28 protein-coding genes are annotated in these 23,105 nt (G+C 72.4%); 22 read left to right on the forward strand and 6 right to left on the reverse strand.

Annotated features, from left to right (window positions below):
- The first annotated feature begins 72 nt into the window (after window positions 1–72).
- Together IE263_RS20535 and IE263_RS20540 are read left to right on the forward strand one after the other, a co-directional pair.
- Entirely contained in the window at window positions 73–897 is an 825-nt protein-coding gene (locus IE263_RS20535) for an ABC transporter permease (RefSeq protein ID WP_189938652.1), read from the forward strand.
- A gap of 34 nt (window positions 898–931) precedes the next feature.
- Entirely contained in the window at window positions 932–1,645 is a 714-nt protein-coding gene (locus IE263_RS20540; RefSeq protein ID WP_229911078.1) for an AAA family ATPase, read from the forward strand.
- Window positions 1,646–1,975: 330 nt separating this feature from the next.
- On the opposite strand, the gene ybaK is transcribed toward IE263_RS20540, so the two are convergent.
- From ybaK to IE263_RS20560, 4 genes are all read right to left on the reverse strand, one after another.
- A complete protein-coding gene (gene ybaK, locus IE263_RS20545; RefSeq protein WP_189938660.1) occupies window positions 1,976–2,479 on the reverse strand; it encodes a Cys-tRNA(Pro) deacylase in 504 nt (167 codons plus the stop codon).
- Window positions 2,480–2,507: 28 nt separating this feature from the next.
- Window positions 2,508–3,248, reverse strand: a complete 741-nt coding sequence (locus IE263_RS20550; RefSeq protein WP_189938662.1) for an LON peptidase substrate-binding domain-containing protein — start codon at window positions 3,246–3,248, stop codon at window positions 2,508–2,510.
- An 11-nt stretch (window positions 3,249–3,259) separates the two neighbouring features.
- The gene (locus tag IE263_RS20555; protein ID WP_189938664.1) at window positions 3,260–4,297 is read right to left on the reverse strand and encodes a hypothetical protein; all 1,038 of its coding nucleotides are present in this window, start codon (window positions 4,295–4,297) and stop codon (window positions 3,260–3,262) included.
- Between the two features lie 157 nt (window positions 4,298–4,454).
- Entirely contained in the window at window positions 4,455–6,032 is a 1,578-nt protein-coding gene (locus tag IE263_RS20560; RefSeq protein ID WP_189938666.1) for an oxidoreductase, read from the reverse strand.
- A 167-nt stretch (window positions 6,033–6,199) separates the two neighbouring features.
- Here IE263_RS20560 and hisD point away from each other — a divergent pair, with 167 nt between their 5' ends.
- The 10 genes from hisD to IE263_RS20610 all read left to right on the forward strand — a co-directional run bounded on the left by hisD (window position 6,200) and on the right by IE263_RS20610 (window position 13,871).
- Window positions 6,200–7,525, forward strand: coding sequence for a histidinol dehydrogenase (gene hisD, locus IE263_RS20565; RefSeq protein ID WP_189938668.1), 1,326 nt, complete (start codon window positions 6,200–6,202; stop codon window positions 7,523–7,525).
- Entirely contained in the window at window positions 7,522–8,631 is a 1,110-nt protein-coding gene (locus tag IE263_RS20570; RefSeq protein ID WP_189938670.1) for a histidinol-phosphate transaminase, read from the forward strand. The genes hisD and IE263_RS20570 overlap by 4 nt, the downstream gene beginning before the upstream one ends.
- Window positions 8,628–9,221, forward strand: coding sequence for an imidazoleglycerol-phosphate dehydratase HisB (gene hisB, locus IE263_RS20575; RefSeq protein ID WP_189938672.1), 594 nt, complete (start codon window positions 8,628–8,630; stop codon window positions 9,219–9,221). Before IE263_RS20570 ends, hisB begins: the two co-directional genes overlap by 4 nt.
- Window positions 9,222–9,225: 4 nt before the next feature.
- Entirely contained in the window at window positions 9,226–9,390 is a 165-nt protein-coding gene (locus IE263_RS20580) for a CG2302 family histidine operon protein (RefSeq protein WP_189938674.1), read from the forward strand.
- Complete coding sequence (gene hisH, locus IE263_RS20585; protein ID WP_189938675.1) at window positions 9,387–10,028, forward strand: imidazole glycerol phosphate synthase subunit HisH; 642 nt, start codon at window positions 9,387–9,389, stop codon at window positions 10,026–10,028. The genes IE263_RS20580 and hisH overlap by 4 nt, the downstream gene beginning before the upstream one ends.
- The gene (gene priA, locus IE263_RS20590) at window positions 10,025–10,750 is read left to right on the forward strand and encodes a bifunctional 1-(5-phosphoribosyl)-5-((5-phosphoribosylamino)methylideneamino)imidazole-4-carboxamide isomerase/phosphoribosylanthranilate isomerase PriA (RefSeq protein WP_189938678.1); all 726 of its coding nucleotides are present in this window, start codon (window positions 10,025–10,027) and stop codon (window positions 10,748–10,750) included. Before hisH ends, priA begins: the two co-directional genes overlap by 4 nt.
- On the forward strand, window positions 10,747–11,151 hold the full coding sequence (locus IE263_RS20595) for a RidA family protein (protein WP_189938680.1): 405 nt from the start codon (window positions 10,747–10,749) through the stop codon (window positions 11,149–11,151). Before priA ends, IE263_RS20595 begins: the two co-directional genes overlap by 4 nt.
- Window positions 11,148–11,903 carry an imidazole glycerol phosphate synthase subunit HisF gene (hisF, locus tag IE263_RS20600; RefSeq protein ID WP_189938682.1) on the forward strand — a complete coding sequence of 252 codons (756 nt, stop codon included), beginning with the start codon at window positions 11,148–11,150 and terminating at the stop codon, window positions 11,901–11,903. Before IE263_RS20595 ends, hisF begins: the two co-directional genes overlap by 4 nt.
- A gap of 121 nt (window positions 11,904–12,024) precedes the next feature.
- Window positions 12,025–12,615, forward strand: coding sequence for an ArsR/SmtB family transcription factor (locus tag IE263_RS20605; protein WP_189938684.1), 591 nt, complete (start codon window positions 12,025–12,027; stop codon window positions 12,613–12,615).
- 11 nt (window positions 12,616–12,626) lie between these two features.
- Window positions 12,627–13,871, forward strand: coding sequence for an MFS transporter (locus tag IE263_RS20610; protein ID WP_189938686.1), 1,245 nt, complete (start codon window positions 12,627–12,629; stop codon window positions 13,869–13,871).
- A gap of 190 nt (window positions 13,872–14,061) precedes the next feature.
- Here the strand turns inward: IE263_RS20610 and IE263_RS20615 are convergent, their stop codons facing one another.
- The gene (locus tag IE263_RS20615) at window positions 14,062–14,460 is read right to left on the reverse strand and encodes a VOC family protein (protein ID WP_189938688.1); all 399 of its coding nucleotides are present in this window, start codon (window positions 14,458–14,460) and stop codon (window positions 14,062–14,064) included.
- A gap of 11 nt (window positions 14,461–14,471) precedes the next feature.
- On the reverse strand, window positions 14,472–15,107 hold the full coding sequence (locus IE263_RS20620; protein ID WP_189938690.1) for a TIGR03085 family metal-binding protein: 636 nt from the start codon (window positions 15,105–15,107) through the stop codon (window positions 14,472–14,474).
- Window positions 15,108–15,189: 82 nt separating this feature from the next.
- On the opposite strand from IE263_RS20620, the gene hisI reads away from it, so the two are divergent.
- The 10 genes from hisI (at window position 15,190) to IE263_RS20665 (ending at window position 23,047) form a co-directional block, all read left to right on the forward strand.
- Window positions 15,190–15,591 carry a phosphoribosyl-AMP cyclohydrolase gene (hisI, locus tag IE263_RS20625; protein WP_189938692.1) on the forward strand — a complete coding sequence of 134 codons (402 nt, stop codon included), beginning with the start codon at window positions 15,190–15,192 and terminating at the stop codon, window positions 15,589–15,591.
- An 11-nt stretch (window positions 15,592–15,602) separates the two neighbouring features.
- Complete coding sequence (locus IE263_RS20630) at window positions 15,603–17,081, forward strand: anthranilate synthase component I (protein ID WP_189938694.1); 1,479 nt, start codon at window positions 15,603–15,605, stop codon at window positions 17,079–17,081.
- A 72-nt stretch (window positions 17,082–17,153) separates the two neighbouring features.
- Window positions 17,154–17,804, forward strand: a complete 651-nt coding sequence (locus IE263_RS20635) for a TIGR02234 family membrane protein (RefSeq protein ID WP_189938696.1) — start codon at window positions 17,154–17,156, stop codon at window positions 17,802–17,804.
- 217 nt (window positions 17,805–18,021) lie between these two features.
- Complete coding sequence (locus IE263_RS20640; protein WP_189938698.1) at window positions 18,022–18,273, forward strand: HGxxPAAW family protein; 252 nt, start codon at window positions 18,022–18,024, stop codon at window positions 18,271–18,273.
- Window positions 18,274–18,354: 81 nt separating this feature from the next.
- Complete coding sequence (locus tag IE263_RS20645; RefSeq protein WP_189938976.1) at window positions 18,355–18,801, forward strand: DUF2752 domain-containing protein; 447 nt, start codon at window positions 18,355–18,357, stop codon at window positions 18,799–18,801.
- Between the two features lie 138 nt (window positions 18,802–18,939).
- Window positions 18,940–19,749 (forward strand): indole-3-glycerol phosphate synthase TrpC, encoded by an 810-nt coding sequence (trpC, locus tag IE263_RS20650; protein WP_189938699.1) that lies wholly within the window; start codon window positions 18,940–18,942, stop codon window positions 19,747–19,749.
- A gap of 21 nt (window positions 19,750–19,770) precedes the next feature.
- On the forward strand, window positions 19,771–20,001 hold the full coding sequence (gene trpM / locus IE263_RS50055; protein WP_373312027.1) for a tryptophan biosynthesis modulator TrpM: 231 nt from the start codon (window positions 19,771–19,773) through the stop codon (window positions 19,999–20,001).
- Window positions 20,002–20,080: 79 nt separating this feature from the next.
- Window positions 20,081–21,364 (forward strand): tryptophan synthase subunit beta, encoded by a 1,284-nt coding sequence (trpB, locus tag IE263_RS20655; RefSeq protein WP_189938701.1) that lies wholly within the window; start codon window positions 20,081–20,083, stop codon window positions 21,362–21,364.
- Window positions 21,361–22,179, forward strand: a complete 819-nt coding sequence (gene trpA / locus IE263_RS20660; protein ID WP_189938703.1) for a tryptophan synthase subunit alpha — start codon at window positions 21,361–21,363, stop codon at window positions 22,177–22,179. The genes trpB and trpA overlap by 4 nt, the downstream gene beginning before the upstream one ends.
- A gap of 91 nt (window positions 22,180–22,270) precedes the next feature.
- A complete protein-coding gene (locus IE263_RS20665) occupies window positions 22,271–23,047 on the forward strand; it encodes a DsbA family protein (protein ID WP_189938705.1) in 777 nt (258 codons plus the stop codon).
- Window positions 23,048–23,105: the final 58 nt, after the last annotated feature.

A 23,105-nucleotide genomic window follows, 5' to 3' on the forward strand; every position in this document is an offset into this window, starting at 1 on the left:
CACCGCATCCGTACCCGAGAGGACGACTGCCGGAGTGAACGCCGAGAAGTCCGAGAAGGGGAGCAGCGCGACGTGAGTGTCGTACCCGCAGAGGTTCTGCCGGGCAGCGCCCTGGCCGTGGACGAGCAGCCGGCCCGGGAGGCGGCCGAGCTGGGGCCGCGAGCGCGGCTGTGGCCGTCGCTCGTGGCCGTGTACCGGGCGCAGCTGTCCCGCGCGCGTGTGGCGCGCATCCCGCTGCTGTTCGTGGCGACCTTCCAGTCCGTCGGCATCCTGATCATGATGCGCGGGGTCGTGGACGGCGGACGCGAGGCGGAGGCCGTCGTGGCCGGCTCGGCCGTTCTGGTCGTCGCCTTCGTCGCGCTGAACCTGCTCGCGCAGTACTTCGGGCAGCTGCGGGCGAGCGGAGGGCTGGACCACTACGCGACGCTGCCGGTGCCGCCCGCCGCCGTGGTGCTGGGCGCGGCGGGCGCGTACGCCTCCTTCACCGTGCCGGGGACCCTGGTGACCGCCGTCTTCGGATGCGTGCTGTTCGGGCTGCCGCTGACCCACCTGTGGGTGCTCGCGGCGGTGATCCCGCTGGCGGGCGCCGCGCTGTCCGGCCTCGGCGCGGCCTTCGGGCTGCTCGCGCCCCGGCCCGAGCTGGCCACGGTTCTCGGCCAGCTGGGCATGTCCGCGGCGCTGCTCCTGGGCGTGCTGCCGCCCGACCGGATGCCGGAGCCTGTGCGCCTCGCCCGCGACCTGCTGCCGTCGACGTACGGCGTCGAGGCCTTCGCGCGGACCTTCCGGGCGAGCCCCGACTGGGCGTACGTCCTCGGCGACCTCGCGGTGTGCGCGGGCGTCGGCGTCGTCTCGCTGGCCGTCGCCACCTGGGCATATCGTCGGGCTGCCGTCCGATGACGCACCGCACAGGTGTACCTGGCACGATGTCAGGGTGACCGCACCGCTGACTCCCCCTCCGCCCCCGCACGAACCGTCCCCGCACGGCGCCTGGCCGCCGGCGCCGGGCGGGGACGCGGGTGTGGCCGCCGCGCCCCATGACGCCGGACACGGACAGGACGGACCCGGGATGAAGACCGAGCTGCGGGAAGCCGCCGTGATCACGGTGCTGGTCGCGGTCGCCGGGGTGCTGCTCGGACTGCTGTGGGTGTGGCTCGCGCCGCGCGTGCCGCTCGTCGGGGACGTGGTGGACGGCAACTGGGTCGTCTACCTCAAGGACACCGAGGGCGAGCAGGCGGTCGGCGTCGAGGGAACGTTCACTCTGCTCGCCCTGGCCTGCGGCGCCGTGAGCGCGCTGGCGGTCTTCGCCTGGCGGCGCCGCGGCGGCGTGCCGCTGGTCGTGGCCCTGGCCCTCGGCGGCCTGCTCGGCTCCCTCCTGGCCTGGCGCCTGGGCATCTGGCTCGGCCCCTCCCAGGACGTCCTCGCCCAGGCCGAGGCGGCGGGCAAGGGCGTGACGTTCTCGGCCCCCCTGAAGCTGAGCGCGAAGGGCACGCTCCTGGCCTGGCCCCTGGCCGCGCTGCTGGTCCACCTCGGGCTCACGGCCCTGTTCGGCCCCCGGGACCCCGAGGTGTACGGCCCGCACGGCCCCGCGGGGTACGGCCGGCAGGGGCCGCCGTACGCGAAGCCGTACGAAGGGCCGTCGGCGTAGGACACGCGGGCGCGGTGCACCGGGCGGCCGGGGCGCCGGGCCAGGGCGGTCACCGTCCGGGAGTGGGCGGGGCGGTCGTGGATCAGGCGGAGGGCACGGCCGACGACCGGGCCGGCCTCGCCGACGGCGTTCCAGCGTGCGCCGGGCCGTGAGCCGGGGGAATTCCGCGAGTACGTGCGAAGCACGGCCGCCACCGGCGTCCGGGCGGCCGACCCGCGCGGGCCGCCTTCCGTGGTGCGAACGGCCCTTCCTGACACGTCACCCGCGGTGCCGCGGCCACTGCGGGCATGTCCCCTCTGCTCGACCGAGGAGGGGACATCCGCCGACGGGTCACGCCCGCCCGATGGGCGCCAGGACCGCCTCCGTGAGCTTGGCGAGGTCGGTGGGGCTCAGCTCGACCTCCAGACCGCGCCGGCCCGCCGAGACGCAGATGGTGGCGTGGGCCTCCGCCGAGTCGTCGAGGACCGTCGGCAGCTTCTTGCGCTGGCCGAGCGGGGAGATGCCGCCACGGACGTAACCCGTGGTGCGTTCCGCCAGCGTCGGGTCCGCCATGGCCGCGCGCTTGCCGCCCACGGCCGACGCGAGGGCCTTCAGGTCCAGGGAGCCCGCGACCGGGACCACCGCCACGGTCAGGGTGCCGTCGACGTCCGCGACGAGGGTCTTGAAGACCCGGTCCGGGGAGACACCCATCGCCTCGGCCGCCTCCTCGCCGTAGGAGGGGTGGCTCGGATCGTGGTCGTAGGCGTGGACCGTGAAGTCCACGCCCGCCGCCGTCAGGGCCACCGTCGCGGGCGTGCCCCCGGACTGTTGCTGCTTCTTCGACTTCTTCGCCATTTTCGCTGTTCGCGCCTTCTCGGTGACGTCAGTTGAGACTCGTCGGCCCGCGCGTGAGTTCCGCCGCGGGCAGCGAGGGCAGGCTACGGAGGATGGCCGTCTCCGCGCGCAGCAGTTTCAGCTCGTCGCGCAGGCGCGAGGCGGTGTCCGGGGCCTGGAGCAGCCGCTGCTTGGTCGGCGTGTCGAGCATCATCGCCGCCGCCACCAGGTACGACACCACGGACGGCTCGTCCGGCAGGTCGGCGCCGGTGGCCAGGGACCGCTCCCGGGCGCCCGCGAGCCGCTTCTGGTACTGGCGGAAGGCCCGCAGGACGCCCTCCGCGAGCGCGCCCGCCTCGTCGCCCGGGTCCTCCGGCAGTTCCTGGAGCTCCGCCGTCAGGAACGGGCCGGAGGCGTCCACCGACAGCAGCCGTACCCGGGTCGTGCCGGTCGCCAGCACCTCGAAGGTGCCGTCGGCCCGCTCCCGGATCGTCGCCGCGTCGGCGACACACCCGACCCCGTGGAACGCCTTGACCGGGTCGTCGCCGAAGCCGGCCGCCGGACCCCGCTCGGGCAGTGCCGTCGGGTCGGGCATGCCGGGTGCGCTGGGCGCCACCTCGTGGCCGTCGCGGATCGCCACGACGGCGAACCGGCGCGGTTCCTCCTCGGGGGTCTTCAGCAGATCGCGCATGAGGGCGCGATAGCGCTCCTCGAAGACGTTGAGCGGGAGCACCAGCCCCGGGAACAGCACCGAGTTCAGGGGGAAGAGCGGCAGCCGGACGATGGTCACGACGCAGAAGCCTAGTGGTCCCCGGGGTACGCGTGTTCCCCGTGCCCGTTCCCCGGACGCGACGGGGGCTGTCCGGGCAGTCCCGAGAGCACGGCGTCACGCACGGCCAGGAAGTGCCCGAGCGGGTCGTCCGACAGCCGGCCCCAGGGGAAGGAGGTGGCGTACGGGCCGATCAGGCGCAGCTGGACGAGGGCTTCCTCGCGGCGGCCGAGGCGGACCAGGACGTACGTCAGCAGGTTGCGGATCTCGGCGGGCCACGGGTCGGAGCCGGGGAAGCGGGCGGAGAGGGCGCAGGCCCGGTCGGCGGCGGCCTCGAGGCGCTCGCGGGGCACCTCGGGTCCGCAGCCGTCGGTGAGGTAGGCGAAGGCCGCCCGCACCGGCAGCGCCTGCACCAGGGAGCCCGCCGGAGCGTCCTGCGCGGCGCGGTCGGCGAAGTCGAAGCACTCGCGGTGGGAGCCGTGCCACGACTCGGCCAGGTAGCGCTTGGCGGCCACATGGCAGCCGTAGTGGTGCGGGGCGCGGCGGACCGCGGCCGCCCACAGCTCCTCGAAGTACTTGTGCCCGGCGCCCGCCCCGCGCGCGTGGTCCAGGGCGATCCGCCACGGCACCGGGTCGCGCACGTCGCTCTGCGCGGCCGCCGTGATCAACGGGCTGACCTCGCGCAGCAGCTCGGCCCGGGCGGGCGACTGCCAGGCGCGGTCCACGGCGAGCTGGGCGGCGACCAGCAGCACGCCCGGGTCGCGCGGGGCGGCGGCGCGCCACTCCTCGAACCACTCCGGGCGCGAGCCCGCGAAGGACGCCAGCCGCGTCACGTACCGGTCGCGGTACTCCCACTCGGCTCGCTCGCGGGTGCCGGCCAGCAGCGCTGCGGCGGCTTGGTACGCGCCCCGCCCGGCCGCGACCAGCGCGGGTCCGAGGCGGTCGTCGGGCACGTCGAGGAGCACCTCGTCGTCGGCCGGGAGCCCTGCGACGGGGTGGGGGGCGGCGTTCCGCGCCCGCCAGGACGTGGCCGTCCGGGAGGCACGGATGAAGGGGGGCAGCAGAGCCATGGTTTTGCCATTGAAAAGCCGCCGGTCGGCCATGCGCCAGGGGGTAAGGCAAACCTGAGGAAAGTTGTACGCCGCCGGGTCAAGGACAGGTAAAACGTGGCTGCTCCTCACCTGGCGACGGGTCGAACAGCCCTTCGCTCACCCGGCCGGTCCGGTGTCAGTTTCGCCGCAGCAACCGCGTCGTCCCGGCCGCCACCGTCGTCGCCAGGATCCAGCCCAGCAAAATCATCGCCGCCTGCAGCCACTGCCAGCCGCCGTGCAGCCGCCACTGGCCGGCCTGGCCCAGGTCGATCACGGGAAGCAGCAGGTCGAGGGCGTACAGCGCCGGGTTCCAGGGCGGATGCCCCTCACGGTTGACGGGCGGATGGTCGGCGCGCGCGAAGGCCAGGGAACTCGCCGCCCACAGCACCGCCATCCACACCGCGGCCCGGCCCGGCCGGTACCCGTAGGCGACCGTCCAGTCCTGCGCGTACCCCCAGAGCTTCCCGGCCGGCGGCAGGGTCTCGCGGCGGCGCCGCTGCTTGGCGAGCAGCACCTCGCGGGCGTCCTCGTCCTCCCCGCCCGCCCGCAGCACGGCCGCCAGCCGCTCGTACGGCTCCGGGTTGTACTCGGCGGTCGCGGCGGCCACCCAGTCCAGCCGCTCCGCCAGGGGGAACGGGCCCTGCGGGACCAGATTCTCGTACGTGAAGCCGCCCATGTGCAGATTGCCGGGGCCCGGCCAGGCGCTCGCGCGGTCCACCAGGTTGACCACCCGCGCCCCCGACAGGACCACCTTGCCGCGCTGCGGCTGCTCTCCGAGGAAGCGCAGCTCGGGCGTCTGCACCCGGCGCAGCGACAGCTCCTGCTCGTCGGTGAGGACGAACCGGGCCCGCTCCAGGTCGACGGCGTCCCCGAACCGCCCGTCGTCCAGCCGCACCCCGCCCCGGCACTCGAAGCGCTGGACGCGTGTCCCGCGCGCGGGCGTCGTGCCGTACGGCGCCTGGCCCCCGACACCGGCCGGGGTCAGGTACAGGGAGCGCTCCACCGTCAGCTGGGGCGCGTTGAGCGCGAACCGGGTGTACGGGTTGGCCAGCCGGGCCCCGCGCAGGCTCAGCGACACGCCGATCTTGGCGCTGCGCAGCCGCAGCTCGCCGTGCGACTCGAGCAGCTCCGCCTGGAGGTCCTGGCCGACGGTCAGGCCGTCGGCGGAGACCGAGCGGCCGGTGCGGTCGCGGTAGACGACCGCCATGTTGAGCAGCAGGTCCGTGCCGATGTGCGCGTCGGTGAGCCGGACGCCGTTGTGGAAGCGGCAGCGGGGCAGATGCAGATCGCCCTCCGTCTGCAGCCGGGCGGCCTCCAGCCGCGGCACCGAGCAGTCCACCATGCGCAAAGTCGTCACCCGCGCCTCCGGCAGCAGCACGTCCCGCTCGAACCGGCAGCGCTTCAGCTCCAGGTACGGCACCACCGTGCCGCCCGCGAGGTCGAGCGTGCCGCTGATCTGCACGCCGACCAGCTTGAGGGAGGACACCCGGCCGGCGAGCGCGGGCGGGCCGTCCAGCAGCAGCCAGGCCACGATCCGGGCCCGTACCGTCCGCGCCTCGCCCCACGGATGCCCGCCGTGCGGGTCGTCGACGACCGTGTCCCCGCTGCTGAGGTCGTACACGGTGCCGTTGCGGAAGGCCTGCCACATGCCGGCCTCGGCGGCGGTCAGGTCCTCCGGCAGGTCCCCGGCGTCGATGCCGGTCCCCTCCGTCACGCTGCTCGTTCCTCCTCAAACCCAGGTGTCCCGCACAACCGTTCATGCCCGCTGAGTGACGCCCCGAACGCTATTCGTGAGGGCGATCTTCCGGATCCCGCCACGTTCTGTATCAGCCATTGATACGTGCCGACGACCTCCGATGCCGGTCTGAGAGAATTGACCACGTGATCTCCCGAATCGATCTGCGCGGCGACGCCCTTCCCGAGGGCCCCGCCCTGCGCGACCTGCTGCCCCGAGCCGACTTCGACGTTCAGGCCGCCCTGGAGAAGGTGCGTCCGATCTGCGAAGCCGTGCATCATCGGGGCGACGCGGCGCTGATCGACTTCGCCGAGAGGTTCGACGGCGTCCGGCTCGACCAGGTGCGGGTCCCGGCCGAGGCCCTCGCCAAGGCGCTCGAGGAGCTCGACCCGGCCGTGCGCGCGGCCCTGGAGGAGTCCATCCGCCGCGCCCGTCTCGTCCACCGCGAACAGCGCCGTACGACCCACACGACGCAGGTCGTGCCCGGCGGTTCCGTGACCGAGAAGTGGGTTCCGGTCGAGCGGGTCGGGCTGTACGCGCCCGGGGGCCGCTCGGTCTACCCGTCTTCCGTCGTCATGAACGTCGTGCCCGCGCAGGAGGCCGGCGTCGAGTCCGTCGCGCTCGCCTCCCCGGCGCAGGCCGAGTTCGGAGGTCTGCCGCACCCGACGATCCTCGCCGCCTGCGCGCTGCTCGGCGTGGAGGAGGTGTACGCGGCCGGGGGCGCCACCGCGGTCGCGATGTTCGCGTACGGCACCGAGTCCTGCGCGCCCGCCAACATGGTCACCGGCCCCGGCAACATCTGGGTCGCCGCCGCCAAGCGCTACTTCACCGGCAAGATCGGCATCGACGCCGAGGCCGGCCCGACCGAGATCGCGGTCCTGGCCGACGCCACCGCCGACCCGGTGCACGTCGCCTCCGACCTGATCAGCCAGGCCGAGCACGACCCGCTGGCGGCCGCCGTCCTGGTCACCGACTCCGTGGAGCTCGCGGACGCGGTCGAGAAGGAGCTGGAGCCACAGGTCGCGGCCACCAAGCACATCGAGGACCGGATCGTCCCGGCGCTGGGGGGCAAGCAGTCCGCGATCGTCCTCGTCGACGGCATCGACGAGGGCCTCAGGGTGGTCGACGCCTACGGCGCCGAGCACCTGGAGATCCAGACGGCGGACGCGGCCGCCGTGGCCGACCGTGTGCGCAACGCGGGCGCGATCTTCATCGGGCCGTGGGCCCCGGTCTCCCTCGGCGACTACGCGGCCGGGTCCAACCACGTCCTGCCCACCGGCGGCTGCGCCTGCCACTCCTCCGGTCTGTCCGTCCAGTCCTTCCTGCGCGGCATCCACATCGTCGACTACACGCGGGACGCGCTGGCCGAGGTCGCGCACCACGTGGTGACGCTGGCGGAGGCGGAGGACCTGCCCGCGCACGGCGCGGCGATCAAGGCAAGGTTCGGGTGGAAGGTACCGACGAGCAAGTGAGCTTCGGAATCGACGATCTCCCCGTACGGGACGAGCTGCGCGGCAAGTCCCCTTACGGCGCGCCCCAGTTGGACGTCCCCGTACGGCTGAACACCAACGAGAACCCCTACCCGCTGCCCGAGCCGCTGGTCGAGCGGATCGCCGAGCGGGTGCGCGAGGCGGCCCGCGACCTCAACCGCTACCCGGACCGGGACGCCGTGGAGCTGCGCACCCGGCTCGCCGAGTACCTGACGGACACCTCCGGTCACGAGGTCGGCCTGGCCAACGTGTGGGCGGCGAACGGCTCCAACGAGGTCATCCAGCAACTGCTGCAGACCTTCGGCGGGCCGGGCCGTACGGCGATCGGCTTCGAGCCGTCGTACTCGATGCACGGGCTCATCGCGCGCGGCACGGGCACGGGATGGATCTCCGGGCCGCGCCACGAGGACTTCACCATCGACCTGGCGGCGGCCGAGAAGGCGATCGCGGAGAACCGGCCCGACGTCGTCTTCGTCACCACCCCCAACAACCCCACCGGCACCGCCGTCCCGGCCGAGACGGTCCTCGCGCTGTACGAGGCCGCGCAGGCCGCCAAGCCGTCGATGGTGATCGTCGACGAGGCGTACATCGAGTTCAGCCACGGCGACTCGCTGCTGCCGCTGCTCGAAGGAAGGCCGAATCTCGTCGTCTCGCGGACGATGTCGAAGGCCTTCGGCGCGGCCGGGCTGCGCCTCGGCTACCTCGCCGCGCACCCGGCGGTGGTGGACGCCGTCCAGCTCGTCCGGCTGCCGTACCACCTGTCGGCCGTCACGCAGGCGACCGCCCTGGCCGCGCTGGAGCACACCGACACGCTGCTGAAGTACGTCGAGCAGCTGAAGACGGAGCGCGACCGGCTGGTGAGCGAACTGCTGGCGCTCGGCTACGAGGTGACGGCCTCGGACGCCAACTTCGTGCAGTTCGGGCGGTTCGACGACGCCCACGCGGTCTGGCAGCAGATCCTCGACCGGGGCGTCCTGGTGCGGGACAACGGCGTTCCGGGGTGGCTGCGGGTCACCGCCGGTACACCCGAAGAGAACGACGCGTTCCTCGACGCGGTCCGTGACATCAAGAAGGAGCAGGGTTCATGAACCGCGTGGGACGCGTGCAGCGTACGACCAAGGAGACCTCCGTCCTGGTCGAGATCGACCTCGACGGCACGGGGAAGACCGACATCGCGACCGGCGTCGGCTTCTACGACCACATGCTCGACCAGCTCGGCCGGCACGGTCTGTTCGACCTGACCGTGAAGACCGACGGCGACCTGCACATCGACTCCCACCACACCATCGAGGACACCGCCCTCGCGCTGGGCGCCGCCTTCAAGCAGGCCCTCGGCGACAAGGTGGGGATCTACCGCTTCGGCAACTGCACGGTCCCGCTGGACGAGTCCCTGGCCCAGGTCACCGTCGATCTGTCCGGCCGCCCGTACCTCGTGCACACCGAGCCCGAGAAGATGGCGCCGATGATCGGCGAGTACGACACCACGATGACCCGGCACATCCTGGAGTCCTTCGTCGCCCAGGCTCAGATCGCGCTGCACGTGCACGTGCCCTACGGGCGCAACGCGCACCACATCGTGGAGTGCCAGTTCAAGGCGCTGGCCAGGGCCCTGCGGTACGCGTCCGAGCGCGACCCGCGCGCGGCGGGCATCCTCCCCTCCACGAAGGGCGCGCTGTAACGCCATGACCGGACTCTCCACCATCCTGATCGTCGTCGGCCTCTTCCTGGTCGGCGGCATCTACTCCTTCGTCAAGCAGCAGATGCCGAAGAGCCTGATCGTGCTGCTGTCCATCGGCGCCGCGATGTGTCTCGTCGCGGGCGTCCTGCGGCTGGAGGTGTGGAATTGAGCGCCCCCAAGAGGGTCGTCGTCTTCGACTACGGCTTCGGCAACGTCCGTTCCGCCGAGCGTGCCCTCGCGCGCACCGGGGCCGACGTCGAGATCACCCGTGACTTCGACAAGGCGATGAACGCGGACGGCCTGCTGGTGCCGGGCGTGGGCGCCTTCGCTGCCTGCATGAAGGGCCTGCGGGAGGCGCGCGGGGACTGGATCATCGACCGGCGGCTGTCCGGTGGGCGCCCGGTGATGGGCATCTGCGTCGGCATGCAGATCCTGTTCGCGCGCGGTATCGAGCACGGCGTGGAGACCGAGGGCCTCGACGAGTGGCCCGGCGCGGTCGAGCCGCTCCAGGCCGCGATCGTCCCCCACATGGGGTGGAACACCGTGGACGCCCCGGCCGACTCCGAGCTGTTCGCCGGCCTGGACGCGGACGCGCGCTTCTACTTCGTGCACTCCTACGCCGTCCACGACTGGTCCCTGGAGACGCACAACCCGACCCTGCACGCCCCCAAGGTGACCTGGTCGACGCACGGCAAGCCGTTCGTGGCCGCCGTGGAGAACGGCGCCCTGTGGGCCACGCAGTTCCACCCCGAGAAGTCCGGCGACGCCGGAGCCCAGCTCCTCACCAACTGGATCGGAACCCTGTGAGCAAGCTCGAACTCCTCCCCGCCGTCGACGTCCGCGACGGCCAGGCCGTCCGCCTCGTGCACGGCGAGTCCGGCACCGAGACCTCCTACGGCTCCCCCCTGGAGGCCGCCCTCGCCTGGCAGCGGGCGGGCGCCGAGTGGCTGCACCTGGTCGACCTGGACGCGGCGTTCGGCACCGGCGACAACCGTGAGCTGATCGCCGAGGTGACCCGGGCGATGGACATCAAGGTGGAGCTGTCCGGCGGCATCCGCGACGACGCCTCCCTCGCCGCCGCCCTGGCCACCGGCTGCACCCGGGTCAACCTCGGCACGGCCGCCCTGGAGACCCCGGAGTGGGTCGCCAAGGTCATCGCCGAGCACGGCGACAAGATCGCCGTCGGCCTCGACGTCCGGGGCACGACCCTGCGCGGCCGCGGCTGGACCCGCGACGGCGGCGACCTCTACGAGACGCTGGAGCGGCTCAACAAGGAGGGCTGCGCGCGGTACGTCGTCACCGACATCGCCAAGGACGGCACCCTCCAGGGCCCCAACCTGGAACTGCTGAAGAACGTCTGCGCGGCGACCGATCGCCCGGTCGTGGCCTCCGGTGGCGTGTCGTCCCTCGACGACCTGCGCGCCATCGCCGAGCTGGTGCCCCTCGGTGTCGAGGGCTCCATCGTCGGGAAGGCGCTGTACGCGAAGGCGTTCACCCTCGAAGAGGCCCTGGAGGCTGTGTCGTCATGACGTCCGAAGCCGTACGGCGCGTGCAGAGCGGAAGTCCCTGGGAAGAGAGTTTCGGTTTCGCGCGCGCCGTGGCGGCGGGCGACCGTGTGCTGGTGGGGGGCACGACCGCCTTCAAGGGCAGGGTGCTGTACGGGGAGGGCGACCCGTACGAGCAGGCCAAGGTGGCCTTCACCAGCGCGCTCGAGGCGATCAGCGAGTTCGGGCTCGGCGTCGAATCCGTGATCCGTACGCGGATGTACCTGAGCCACGCGCGGGACGTGGACGCCGTGGGCCGGGCCCACAACGAGCTGTTCGACGCCGTGCGCCCGATCTCGACCCTGCTGATCGTGGAGGGCTTCGTCGACCCGCGCATCCTGGTCGAAGTGGAACTGGAAGCATTCAGAGGAGCCGTGAATTCATGACCCTGGCGGTCCGAGTCATCCCCTGCCTGGACGTGGACAACGGCCGGGTCGTCAAGGGAGTCAACTTCCAGAACCTGCGTGACGCGGGCGATCCCGTCGAGATGGCCAAGGTCTATGACGCCGAGGGCGCCGACGAGCTGACGTTCCTGGACATCACCGCCTCCTCGGGCAACCGCGAGACCACGTACGACGTGGTGCGCCGCACCGCCGAGCAGGTGTTCATCCCGCTGACCGTCGGCGGCGGGGTGCGCACGCCGGAGGACGTGGACAAGCTGCTGCGGGCCGGTGCCGACAAGGTGGGCGTCAACACGGCGGCCATCGCCCGCCCCGAGCTGATCAAGGAGATCGCGGAGCGTTTCGGCAGCCAGGTGCTGGTGCTGTCGGTGGACGCCCGGCGGACTGCGTCCGGGAGCTTCGAGGTGACGACCCACGGCGGCCGCAAGGGCACCGGCATCGACGCCGTCGAGTGGGCACACCGGGCGGCCGAGCTGGGCGCGGGCGAGATCCTGCTGAACTCCATGGACGCGGACGGCACGAAGGACGGCTACGACCTGGAGATGATCAGCGCCGTGCGCAAGCACGTGACGGTCCCGGTGATCGCCTCCGGCGGCGCCGGCAGGCTCGCGGACTTCCCGCCGGCGATCGAGGCGGGCGCGGACGCCGTCCTGGCCGCCTCCGTCTTCCACTTCGGGGATCTGCGGATCGGCGAGGTGAAGCAGGCACTGCGGGAGGCGGGTCACCCGGTCCGGTGACGCCCCAGCGCTGAGGTAAGCCCCGGTCACCTGGTGACCGGGGCTTACTCACGGGTAGATACGAAAGGAAAGTTGCGCAAAAAATATTGCGCAACTTTTCTTTCGTATCTACGGTGGGGGCATGACAGGCAAGGAGAGAGACCGCCGGATCACGGACCTGGGCACGCTCAAGGCCCTCGCCCACCCCCTGCGGATGAAGCTGTACCGGGCCCTGACCATCGCCCGGGTCGCCACCGCCTCCCAGCTCGCCGAGCAGGTCGACGAGGCCGTCTCACTGGTCAGCTACCACCTGCGCAAGCTCGCCGAGCACGGACTGGTCGAGGAGGCCGAACCGCAGCGCGCGGACGGCCGTGAGCGCTGGTGGCAGCCCTCCTCCGACGGCGTCAGCATCCATGACGAGGACTTCCGCGACGCCCCCGAGAAGGCCGCCGCGCACACGGCTGCCAGCCGTCTCTTCTTCGAGCAGCGCGCCGACATGTACCGCCGCTTCCTCGATGAGCGCACCCACTGGGGCGAGGCGTGGAACACCGCCGCCGAGTCCTCCGAGGCGACCCTGCGCCTCACACCGGCCGAACTCGTCGAGCTCAACAAGGAGATGCTCGCCCTGATCCGCCGCTACGAGGAGCAGGGCTCGGCCGCCCAGGCCGGCGGCGACACCGAAGGCCGCGAGAACGTCGCGGTGCACACGTACGCGTTCCCGTTCCGGATCTGAGAGGCACCGCGATGACGTCGACCCTGTTACCGCCCGCCCCGGCCGGCGAGCGCCCCGCCCACCGGGACGGCAACGTCCTGCGCTGGCTCGGCGGCTACACCTCGTCCGCGATCGGTGACAACGTCTACTACCTGGCCCTGTCCTGGGCCGCCGTCCAGGCCGGCACCCCCGCGCAGGCCGGGATCGTCACGGCCGTCAGCGCCGTCCCGCGCGCGGTGCTCATGCTCGGCGGGGGAGTGGTCGCCGATCGCTGCGGGCCACGCCGGGTCGTCATCGGCAGCACGGGAGTGCGCTGTCTCCTGGTGCTCACGGCGGCCGTCCTCCTCCTGGTGGCCCAGCCGGGACTCTGGGCCCTGGGCGCGGTGGCCGTCCTCTTCGGGGTCGTCGACGCCGTCTTCCTGCCCGCCGCCGGTGCCCTGCCCGCCCGGCTCACCGACCGCGGCCAACTCGCGCGCGTGCAGGGCCTGCGGGGCCTGGCCGTCCGGCTCGCCAATGTCCTGGGCGGACCCCTGGGCGGTCTGGGCGTGGCTCTCGGCGGCACCGCCGGCGCGTTCGGGCTCGCCGCGCTGCTGATCGGCGTGTCGCTGCCGATGCTGCTGACCGTGCGGGTGAGTGAGCCGGCTCCGGACGACACGAAGGCCCGGCGCGGTGTCCTGGCCGAACTGGGCGACGGGCTGCGGCACATCCGGCGGGATCCCGTCCTGCGCCCGCTGACGTTGGCCATCGCCCTCGGCGACCTCGGCTTCGTCGGCCCGATGAACCTCGGCCTGACCCTGCTCGCCGAGGAACGCGGCTGGGGCTCCTCCGGCATGGGCCTGGTCCTCGCCGGATTCGGCGCCGGCGCCGGAGCGGCCTCGCTGCTGCTCGCCTGGCGCGGGCGGGTGCCGTACGCCGGACGGGTGATGGCCGTGACCGCCGTCGCGAGCGCCCTGGCGATCGCCGCCCTCGCGCGCGTGCCCTCCCTCGCCGGAGCGGCCGGGGTGGCCCTGCTCCTCGGACTGCTGGCCGGCCTCTCCGGCGCCCTGGCCGGAGCGCTCCTCCAGAGCCACGCGGGCAGCGCCTACGTCGGCCGCGTCACCTCCGTCTCCACCCTGGTCAGCTTCGGCGTCGCACCGCTCACCTTCCCGGCGGTCGGCTGGGCGGTCGAGGCCTGGGGCACCGTCCCGGTCTTCACGGCCTGCGCCACGGTGTGCGCCCTGAGCGGCGCGGTCACCCTGGGCTCACGGGCACTGCGCCGCGCGGAACTGCCCCGATGACCCAGGATCTGTCCGGCGGATCACGCCGCGACACGGGGCCTGACACGCCGTCCCCCCTCCCGGCTTCGCCCGCGGGAGGGGCCCATGCGCGGGGCCACCCCCATCGCTCCCGCTCACCTGGGCTCATGAGGTGCCGTCGCTTCCCTGCGGCCTGATCCGCTTTCCCGCGGCCTGATCCGCCGGGCAGGTCCTAGTCCTTCGACTGCGCCAGCTGCACCAGGTTGCCGACCGTGTCGTCGAGGACGGCCGTGATCACCAACCCCTGCTCCTGCGGCTCCTGCGTGAACCGCACGCCGAGGCCCCGCAGCCGCTCGTACTCGGCCTGGATGTCGTCGACCGAGAAGACGATGCAGGGCAGCCCCGCCTCCCGCAGAGCCGTGCGGTACGGCTCCGCGATCGGGCCCTGGCCGGGCTCCAGCAGCAACTGGAGGTCCGGCTGGGCCCCTTCGGACGCGCCCACGGTGACGAACAGCGTGCCGCCGCCGAGATCCATGTGGATGCGGGTCTCGAAACCCAGCACCTCGGTGTAGAAGGCATGGGCCTTGGCGACGTCGTCGACGTACACGCTCGTCATGGCGACCTTGATCATGAGTCCCCCTCTCAGATCCCGAGCTGCTTGCCGCCGTGCAGCTTCGTGATCGCGTCCTCGTCGCCGGCCAGGTCCACCCTGGCGGCGCTCTGCCGGCCGTACAGGAACAGCAACAGCTCCGAGGGCTCGCCGGTGGCCGTGACGACCGGGGTGCCGCGGTTGGCGACCGCCGTACGGCCGTCCGGGCGGCGCAGCACCAGACCGGTCGGCGTACCGCGGCCCATCAGCCGGGCGGTGCGCTCCAGGCGCGACCAGAGGGCGTCCTGGAAGACCGGGTCGAGCTCGCGGGCCGTCCAGTCGGGCTGGGCGCGCCGGACGTCCTCGCCGTGGACGTAGAACTCGATCGTGTTCGACGCCTCGTCGATCTGCTTCAGCTGGAAGGGCGAGAAGCGGGGCGGGCCGGTACGGATCAGCTGGATCAGCTCCTCGTACGGCTTGGCGGCGAACTCCTCCATCGCCTTGTCCAGGCGGGACGCGAGCTGCTTGATGAGGAGACCCCCGGCGGCGTCGGGCCGACGCTCGCGCACCACCACATGTGCGGCCAGGTCGCGGGTCTGCCAGCCCTCGCAGAGGGTCGGCGCGTCCGGACCCGCGGTTTCCAAGAGCTCGGCGAGAAGGAGCCGTTCACGCTTGGCGAAAGTCGACATACAGTCAGCCTACGACCGCGTAGCAGGTCCGGACAGTGGACACCGGCCCGGCTCTGTCGGTCCCGCGCGGCACAATGGCCGCATGACCAGCACGCCCCTGCCCAGCAGCCTCGACCCGGAGATCGCCGCGCGCCTCAAGCGCAGCCCCGACGGGCTCGTCCCCGCCATCGCCCAGCAGTACGACACCGGTGAGGTGCTCATGCTCGGCTGGATGGACGACGAGGCGCTGCACCGCACCCTGACGACCGGCCGCTGCACCTACTGGTCGCGCAGCCGCCGTGAGTACTGGGTCAAGGGCGACACCTCCGGGCACTTCCAGTGGGTCAAGTCCGTCGCCCTCGACTGCGACGCCGACACCGTGCTGGTCAAGGTCGATCAGGTCGGCGCCGCCTGCCACACCGGCGCGCGCACCTGCTTCGACGCCGACGTGCTCCTCAAGGACGCCGGGGGCGCCGATTCCGGCGTACCGGCAGTGGATCAGTAAGGTCAGCCGCCATGGACCTCGAGACGTTCCGCAAGCTGGCCACCGACCGCCGAGTCATCCCGGTCACCCGCAAGCTCCTCGCCGACGGCGACACCCCGGTCGCGCTCTACCGCAAGCTCGCCGCCGAGCGCCCCGGCACCTTCCTGCTGGAGTCCGCGGAGAACGGTCGTTCGTGGTCCCGTTACTCTTTCGTGGGCGTCCGCAGCGCCGCCACCCTCACCGCGCGCGACGGCCAGGCCCACTGGCTCGGCACCCCGCCCGTCGGCGTCCCCGTCGACGGCGACCCCCTCGCCGCCCTGCGCGCCACCATCGAGGCCCTCCACACCCCGCACCAGGAGGGCCTGCCGCCCTTCACCGGCGGCATGGTCGGCTACCTCGGCTACGACATCGTCCGCCGCCTGGAGAAGATCGGCCCCGGCGAGCGCGACGACCTCCGACTGCCCGAGCTGACCATGCTCCTCACCAGCGACCTCGCGGTCATGGACCACTGGGAGGGTTCCGTCCTGCTGATCGCCAACGCGATCAACCACAACGACCTCGACACGGGCGTCGACGAGGCGTACGCGGACGCGGTCGCCCGCCTCGACGCCATGGAGGCGGACCTGTCCCGCGCGGTCGCCCAGCCGCCCGCCGTCCTGCCCCCCTCGGAACTCCCCGCGTACACGGCCCTCTGGGGCGGCCCCGACTTCCAGGAGGCCGTCGAGGACGTCAAGGAGCGCATCCGCGCCGGCGAGGCCTTCCAGGTCGTCCCCTCCCAGCGCTTCGAAACGCCCTGCACGGCGAGCGCGTTGGACGTCTACCGGGTCCTCAGGGCCACGAACCCGTCCCCCTACATGTACCTGTTCCGCTTCGACGGCTTCGACGCGGTCGGCTCCAGCCCCGAGGCGCTCGTCAAGGTCGAGGACGGGCAGGCCATGGTCCACCCCATCGCCGGCACCCGGCACCGCGGGGCGACCCCCCAGGAGGACCAGGCCCTCGCCGACGAGCTGCTCGCCGACCCCAAGGAGCGCGCCGAGCACCTCATGCTCGTCGACCTCGGCCGCAACGACCTGGGGCGGGTCTGCGAGCCCGGCTCGGTCGAGGTCGTCGACTTCATGTCCATCGAGCGGTACTCGCACGTCATGCACATCGTCTCGACGGTGACGGGCCGGGTCGCCCAGGGCCGCACCGCCTTCGACGTCCTCACCGCCTGCTTCCCCGCGGGCACCCTCTCCGGCGCCCCCAAGCCCCGCGCCATGCAGATCATCGACGAGCTGGAACCCTCCCGCCGCGGCCTGTACGGCGGCTGCGTCGGCTACCTCGACTTCGCCGGCGACTCCGACACCGCCATCGCCATCCGCACGGCCCTGCTGCGCGACGGCACCGCCTACGTCCAGGCCGGCGCGGGCATCGTCGCCGACTCCGACCCGGTCGCCGAGGACCAGGAGTGCCGCAACAAGGCGGCGGCCGTGCTGCGCGCGGTGCACACGGCCAACCGGCTGGGCAAGTAGGGCAGCCCCTGCGCGAAATAGGGCGCTTCTCACGGAACCCCGGGTGACGGTTCGCCCGGGGTTCAGGCGATAGTGGACTACGTGACTGCTGTACCTCATTCCCGTTCCGATGCCGCCGCCTCCGCCCGGTCCGGCCGCCGGAGCCTCGCCCTCGCCCTGCTGTGCGGTGCGCTGGGCGCGGCCGTGGCCCTGCTCTCGACCCGGCAGCGCTGGTCGGAGGGCACGGCGACGGTGGCCGGCGGCGCCTTCCCCCTGACCGCCAGGGGCAGCGACGTCACCGGCGTCCCCGCGGCGCTCGCCATAGTGGGCCTCGCCGCACTCGTCGCCGTCTTCGCCGTCCGCAGGGCGGGCCGCCTCGCCGTCTCCGCCCTCCTCGCGCTCACGGGCGTCGGCATCGTCACCGCGGCCCTGTTCGGCGCCTCCGACAGCTCCGCGCTCGACGAGAAGGCCGCCCAGGCCTCCGGCGACACCTCCGCCACCGTCGCCTCGCTCACCCACACCGCCTGGCCCTACGCCGCGGCCGCGGGCGGCGCCCTGATCCTCCTGGCCGGCCTGCTCGCCCTGCGCTACGGCCGCATGTGGCCCGCCATGTCGGGCCGGTACGAACGGAGCGGCGCCCCCCGCCCCCGGCGCAGGGCCCAGCCCGTCGACCCCGACCGGCCCGAGGAGATCTGGAAGGCTCTGGACCGGGGCGAGGACCCGACGGGCACGGATCCGGCCTGACGGTCCCGCACTGGATGCCGGCCCGGTTCCCGATCAGGGTTCTCGGTCACGGCTGCCGAGTCCGGTTCCCGATGTGGTGAAACAGACTCCGCCGGAAACGACCCCCGCGTCCCGTGCACGCGCGCGTACGGGACAATGGGGGGCGAGCGTCCGGCTCGGACCAGACGTACGGCATGTACAGCATGTACGACACGTAGACAGCAACGAGGAGCAACTCATGGCGGGCAGCAGCCACGGACACACCCCGGCCGCCTGGACCGGTGTCACCATCGCCTTCATCGGTTTCTGCGTCGCGGGCGCGTTCATGGTGATGGCCGAGCCGCTCGGCTTCTGGGCGGGCATGGCGATCGTGCTCCTCGGCGGTGTCGTCGGCATGGTCATGCGCTCCATGGGCCTGGGCCAGCCCAAGGACGCCCACCCGGTGCACCAGATCGCGGCCACGCGCGAGCCGGCGCACGCGGAGAGCTGAGCCTGCGCACGACGTGGTGAGGGGCGGCCGGTGAGCGACCGGCCGCCCCTCCCGCGCGCGTGGAGCCCTCCGCAGGGCACAATGCGAGGCGTGCACCCCGACAGCCAGAGCGTGACACCGCCCTCCCGGGGGACCGTGGCGGGACGGCTGGCCGTGCCCGCCGGGATCCTCGCGGCCGTCGCCGGGGCCTTCGCGTACGTCGGGGCCGTCGACCCCAACGAACCCGGCCACTACCCGGCCTGCCCGCTCCTGCAGTACACGGGCCTGTACTGCCCCGGCTGCGGCGGCCTGCGCAGCGCGCACGCCTTCGTGCACGGGGACCTCACGACCGCCCTGCACGCCAACGCGATGGCCGTGCTCGCCTACCTGGGCTTCGCGGTGCTGTGGACCGTCTGGGTGGTCCGCGCGGCCCGCGGACGCCCGCTGCGTCTCGACCCGCGGCCGGTGCACCTGCGGACCCTGGGCGCCTTGCTGCTGGTCTTCACGGTTGTCCGGAACCTGCCGTTCGGTGGCTGGCTGCATCCTTGATCGGCGGACGAACGTCCAGGTAGTGGGACCGGCCTCCACCGGATGCGAGGCCTTCGCCCTCCTCCGGATACCATCGCAGTGACCATCGGTTTCCACTGGTCTCTGGAACTGTCAACCGTCTGGAAGGGGGCCGCTCGCGTGAGTGTGCTCGACGAGATCATCGACGGAGTCCGTGCCGACCTCGCGGAGCGGCAGGCGCGCGTCAGCCTCGACGAGCTCAAGGAGCGCGCGGCGAAGGCCCCTGCCGCCAAGGACGGTGTGGCGGCCCTGCGCGGCGAGGGCGTCAAGGTGATCTGCGAGGTCAAGCGGTCCAGCCCGTCCAAGGGCGCGCTCGCCGCGATCGCCGACCCGGCCGGTCTGGCCGCGGACTACGAGGCGGGCGGCGCCGCCGTCATCTCCGTCCTCACCGAACAGCGCCGCTTCGGCGGCTCGCTCGCCGACCTCGAGGCGGTCCGCGCGCGCGTGGACATCCCCGTCCTGCGCAAGGACTTCATCGTCACCTCGTACCAGCTGTGGGAGGCCCGCGCGTACGGCGCCGACCTCGCGCTGCTGATCGTGGCCGCCCTCGACCAGCCGGCCCTGGAGTCGCTGATCGAACGTGCCGTCTCCATCGGTCTCACCCCGCTCGTCGAGGTGCACGACGAGGACGAGGTCGAGCGCGCGGTGGACGCGGGCGCCAAGGTGATCGGCGTCAACGCGCGCAACCTGAAGACCCTGGAGGTCGACCGGGGCACCTTCGAGCGGGTCGCCCCCGAGATCCCCGAGGGCATCGTCAAGGTCGCCGAGTCCGGCATCCGCGGCCCGCACGACCTCATCGCCTACGCCAACGCCGGGGCCGACGCGGTCCTGGTCGGCGAGTCCCTGGTGACGGGCCGAGACCCCAAGACGGCGGTCGCCGACCTGGTGGCGGCGGGCGAGCACCCCGCATTGCGGCACGGCCGGGGCTGATCTCCCGCTAGGCTTGGTCCGATGACTCCGACGACCCCCGTGACGACCACGGACCGGTACGCCCGCCTGGCGCGTGGCTGCCGGCCCCGTGGCTGCCGCGCGCCCGCCCGCAGGGTGCACGGCCGCAGGGTGCGGTACGTCATCGGTGACGAGCCTGGGCAAGTGAACGGACGGCGATGGCAGCCGGCCTCCAGGGGCGCGGGGTTCTCTTCGATGTGCGGCCACCGCCGCGCGGGCGCGACCAGCCACTGACGGCCCGCGGTCGACGAACACATCCCCGCCCCCACGGCGAACAGTGTCTTTTTTCACGCACTCACCGTGAGGTTTCCGTATGCCCAGCAACTTCTTCATCCCCGACCCGGAGGGTCAGGTTCCCAGCCCCGAGGGCTACTTCGGGGCCTTCGGCGGCAAGTTCATCCCGGAGGCGCTCCTCGCCGCCGTGGACGAGGTCGCCGTCGAGTTCGAGAAGGCCAAGAACGACCCCGAGTTCGGCCGCGAGCTCGACGACCTGCTCGTCAACTACACCGGCCGCCCCAGTGCCCTCACCGAGGTGCCGCGCTTCGCCGAACACGCCGGTGGCGTGCGCATGTTCCTCAAGCGCGAGGACCTCAACCACACCGGCTCGCACAAGATCAACAACGTGCTCGGCCAGGCCTTGCTCACCAGGCGCATGGGCAAGACCCGCGTCATCGCCGAGACCGGCGCCGGCCAGCACGGCGTCGCGACGGCGACGGCCTGCGCGCTGTTCGGCCTCGAGTGCACCATCTACATGGGCGAGGTCGACACCCAACGCCAGGCCCTCAATGTGGCCCGGATGCGTATGCTCGGCGCCGAGGTCATCGCCGTGAAGTCCGGCAGCCGCACGCTGAAGGACGCGATCAACGAGGCGTTCCGCGACTGGGTCGCCAACGTCGACCACACGCACTACCTCTTCGGCACCGCGGCCGGCCCGCACCCCTTCCCGGCCCTGGTCCGCGACTTCCACCGCGTCATCGGCGTCGAGGCGCGCCGCCAGATCCTGGAGCGCGCGGGCCGGCTGCCCGACGCCGCCATCGCCTGCGTCGGCGGCGGCTCCAACGCCATCGGCCTCTTCCACGCCTTCATCCCGGACACGGACGTGCGCCTCATCGGCTGCGAGCCGGCGGGTCACGGCGTCGAGACCGGCGAGCACGCGGCGACCCTGACCGCGGGCGACCCCGGCATCCTGCACGGCTCCCGGTCCTACGTCCTCCAGGACGACGAGGGGCAGATCACCGAGCCGTACTCGATCTCGGCCGGTCTGGACTACCCGGGCGTCGGCCCCGAGCACTCCTACCTGCGCGACAGCGGTCGCGGCGAGTACCGCGCCATCACCGACGACGCGGCGATGCAGGCCCTGCGCCTGCTGTCGCGCACCGAGGGCATCATCCCGGCGATCGAGAGCGCCCACGCGCTGGCCGGTGCCCTGGAGGTCGGCAAGGAGCTCGGCAAGGACGGGCTGATCATCGTCAACCTGTCCGGCCGCGGCGACAAGGACATGGACACGGCCGCGCGCTACTTCGGCCTGTACGACACCGACGCCGAGGTCGCGGCCAACGCCGCCGACACCGCCGAGATCGAGGGGGACGCCAAGTGAGCGGGAACATTCAGCTGTTGTCGGACACCCTCGCCGCCGCCAAGGCCGAGGGACGCTCCGCGCTCATCGCCTACCTCCCGGCCGGGTTCCCGACCGTGGACGGCGGGATCGAGGCGATCAAGGCCGTCCTCGACGGCGGCGCGGACGTCGTCGAGGTGGGTCTGCCGCACAGCGACCCCGTCCTCGACGGCCCCGTCATCCAGACTGCCGACGACATCGCTCTGCGGGGCGGGGTCAAGATCGCGGATGTCATGCGTACGGTCCGGGAGGCGTTCGAGGCCACCGGGAAGCCGATCCTCGTCATGACGTACTGGAATCCCATCGACCGCTACGGCGTCGAACGGTTCACCGCCGAGCTCGCGGAGGCGGGCGGGGCCGGGGCGATCCTGCCCGACCTGCCGGTGCAGGAGTCGGCGCTGTGGAGGGAACACGCCGAGAAGCACGGCCTCGCGACGGTCTTCGTCGTGGCGCCCAGCAGCAAGGACGAGCGGCTCGCCCGGATCACCGAGGCGGGCAGCGGCTTCGTCTACGCGGCCTCGCTGATGGGGGTCACCGGCACCCGTGAGTCGGTGGGCGCGCAGGCACAGGACCTGGTCGAGCGCACCCGGGCCACCGGCACCGACCTGCCCGTCTGCGTCGGCCTCGGCGTCTCCAACGCGGAGCAGGCCGCCGAGGTCGCCGGCTTCGCCGACGGCGTGATCGTCGGCTCGGCCTTCGTGAAGCGGATGCTGGACGCCCCGGACCACGCGGCCGGCGTCGAGGCCGTGCGCGCGCTCGCGGGTGAGCTGGCGAAGGGCGTGCGCGGACAGGCGTAACGCCTCGGGCAACGAAGACAATTCGGTCACTCGAACGGGTGGACCTGGGGCCGGGGAGGCGCGCTGCGCCTCCCCGGTTCGTTCTGGGGGTGTGAGCGAGAAGAATCGTGAAGGGAAGCGCACCGCCAGGGAGCGGCTGGCGGTGGAGCGTGAGAAGCAGAAGGCCGCGGAGCGGCGGCGCCGGACGCTGATCGTCGCCGCGAGTGTCGTGTGCGTGCTGGGCCTGGCGGCGGTCATCGGCATCGTCGCGGCGAACGTGGGCAAGGACGACGGCAGCGACAGTTCCGGCCCGGTCGTCGCGCCCTCCGGCGCGCAGGGCAAGGACGCCCTGGCGATCCCGGTCGGCAAGGACGGCGCCAAGTCCACGCTCACGGTGTGGGAGGACTTCCGCTGCCCCGCCTGCAAGGCCTTCGAGGACGCCTACCGCTCGACGATCCACGAACTGACCGACGCCGGGAAGCTGAAGGTGGAGTACCACCTGGCCACCATCATCGACGGCGGCATGGGCGGAACCGGTTCGCGCAACGCGGCCAACGCCGCCGCCTGCGCCCAGGACGTCGGCAAGTTCCCCGAGTACCACGACGTGCTGTTCCAGAACCAGCCGCCGGAGCGAGACGACGCCTTCGCCGAGAACAGCAAGCTCGTCGACCTGTCCACCAAGGTCGAGGGCCTCAACACGCCCGCCTTCCTCACGTGTGTCGACAAGGGCACGCACAACAGCTGGGTCGTCAAGTCCAACGAGGCCTTCCAGAAGGGCGGCTTCTCCGGCACGCCGACCGTGCTGCTCAACGGCAAGAACATCTACCAGGACCGGACGATGACGCCGGCGAAGCTCAAGCAGATGGTGGAGGAGGCCGACCAGGGGTGAGTTCTTCTCACCGGCCCGTTATGGAGCCGTAGCCGGGCTGCCTGCCGTGGGCCCGGTG

The organism is Streptomyces aurantiogriseus, from assembly GCF_014649375.1.
Lineage (GTDB): Bacteria > Actinomycetota > Actinomycetes > Streptomycetales > Streptomycetaceae > Streptomyces > Streptomyces aurantiogriseus.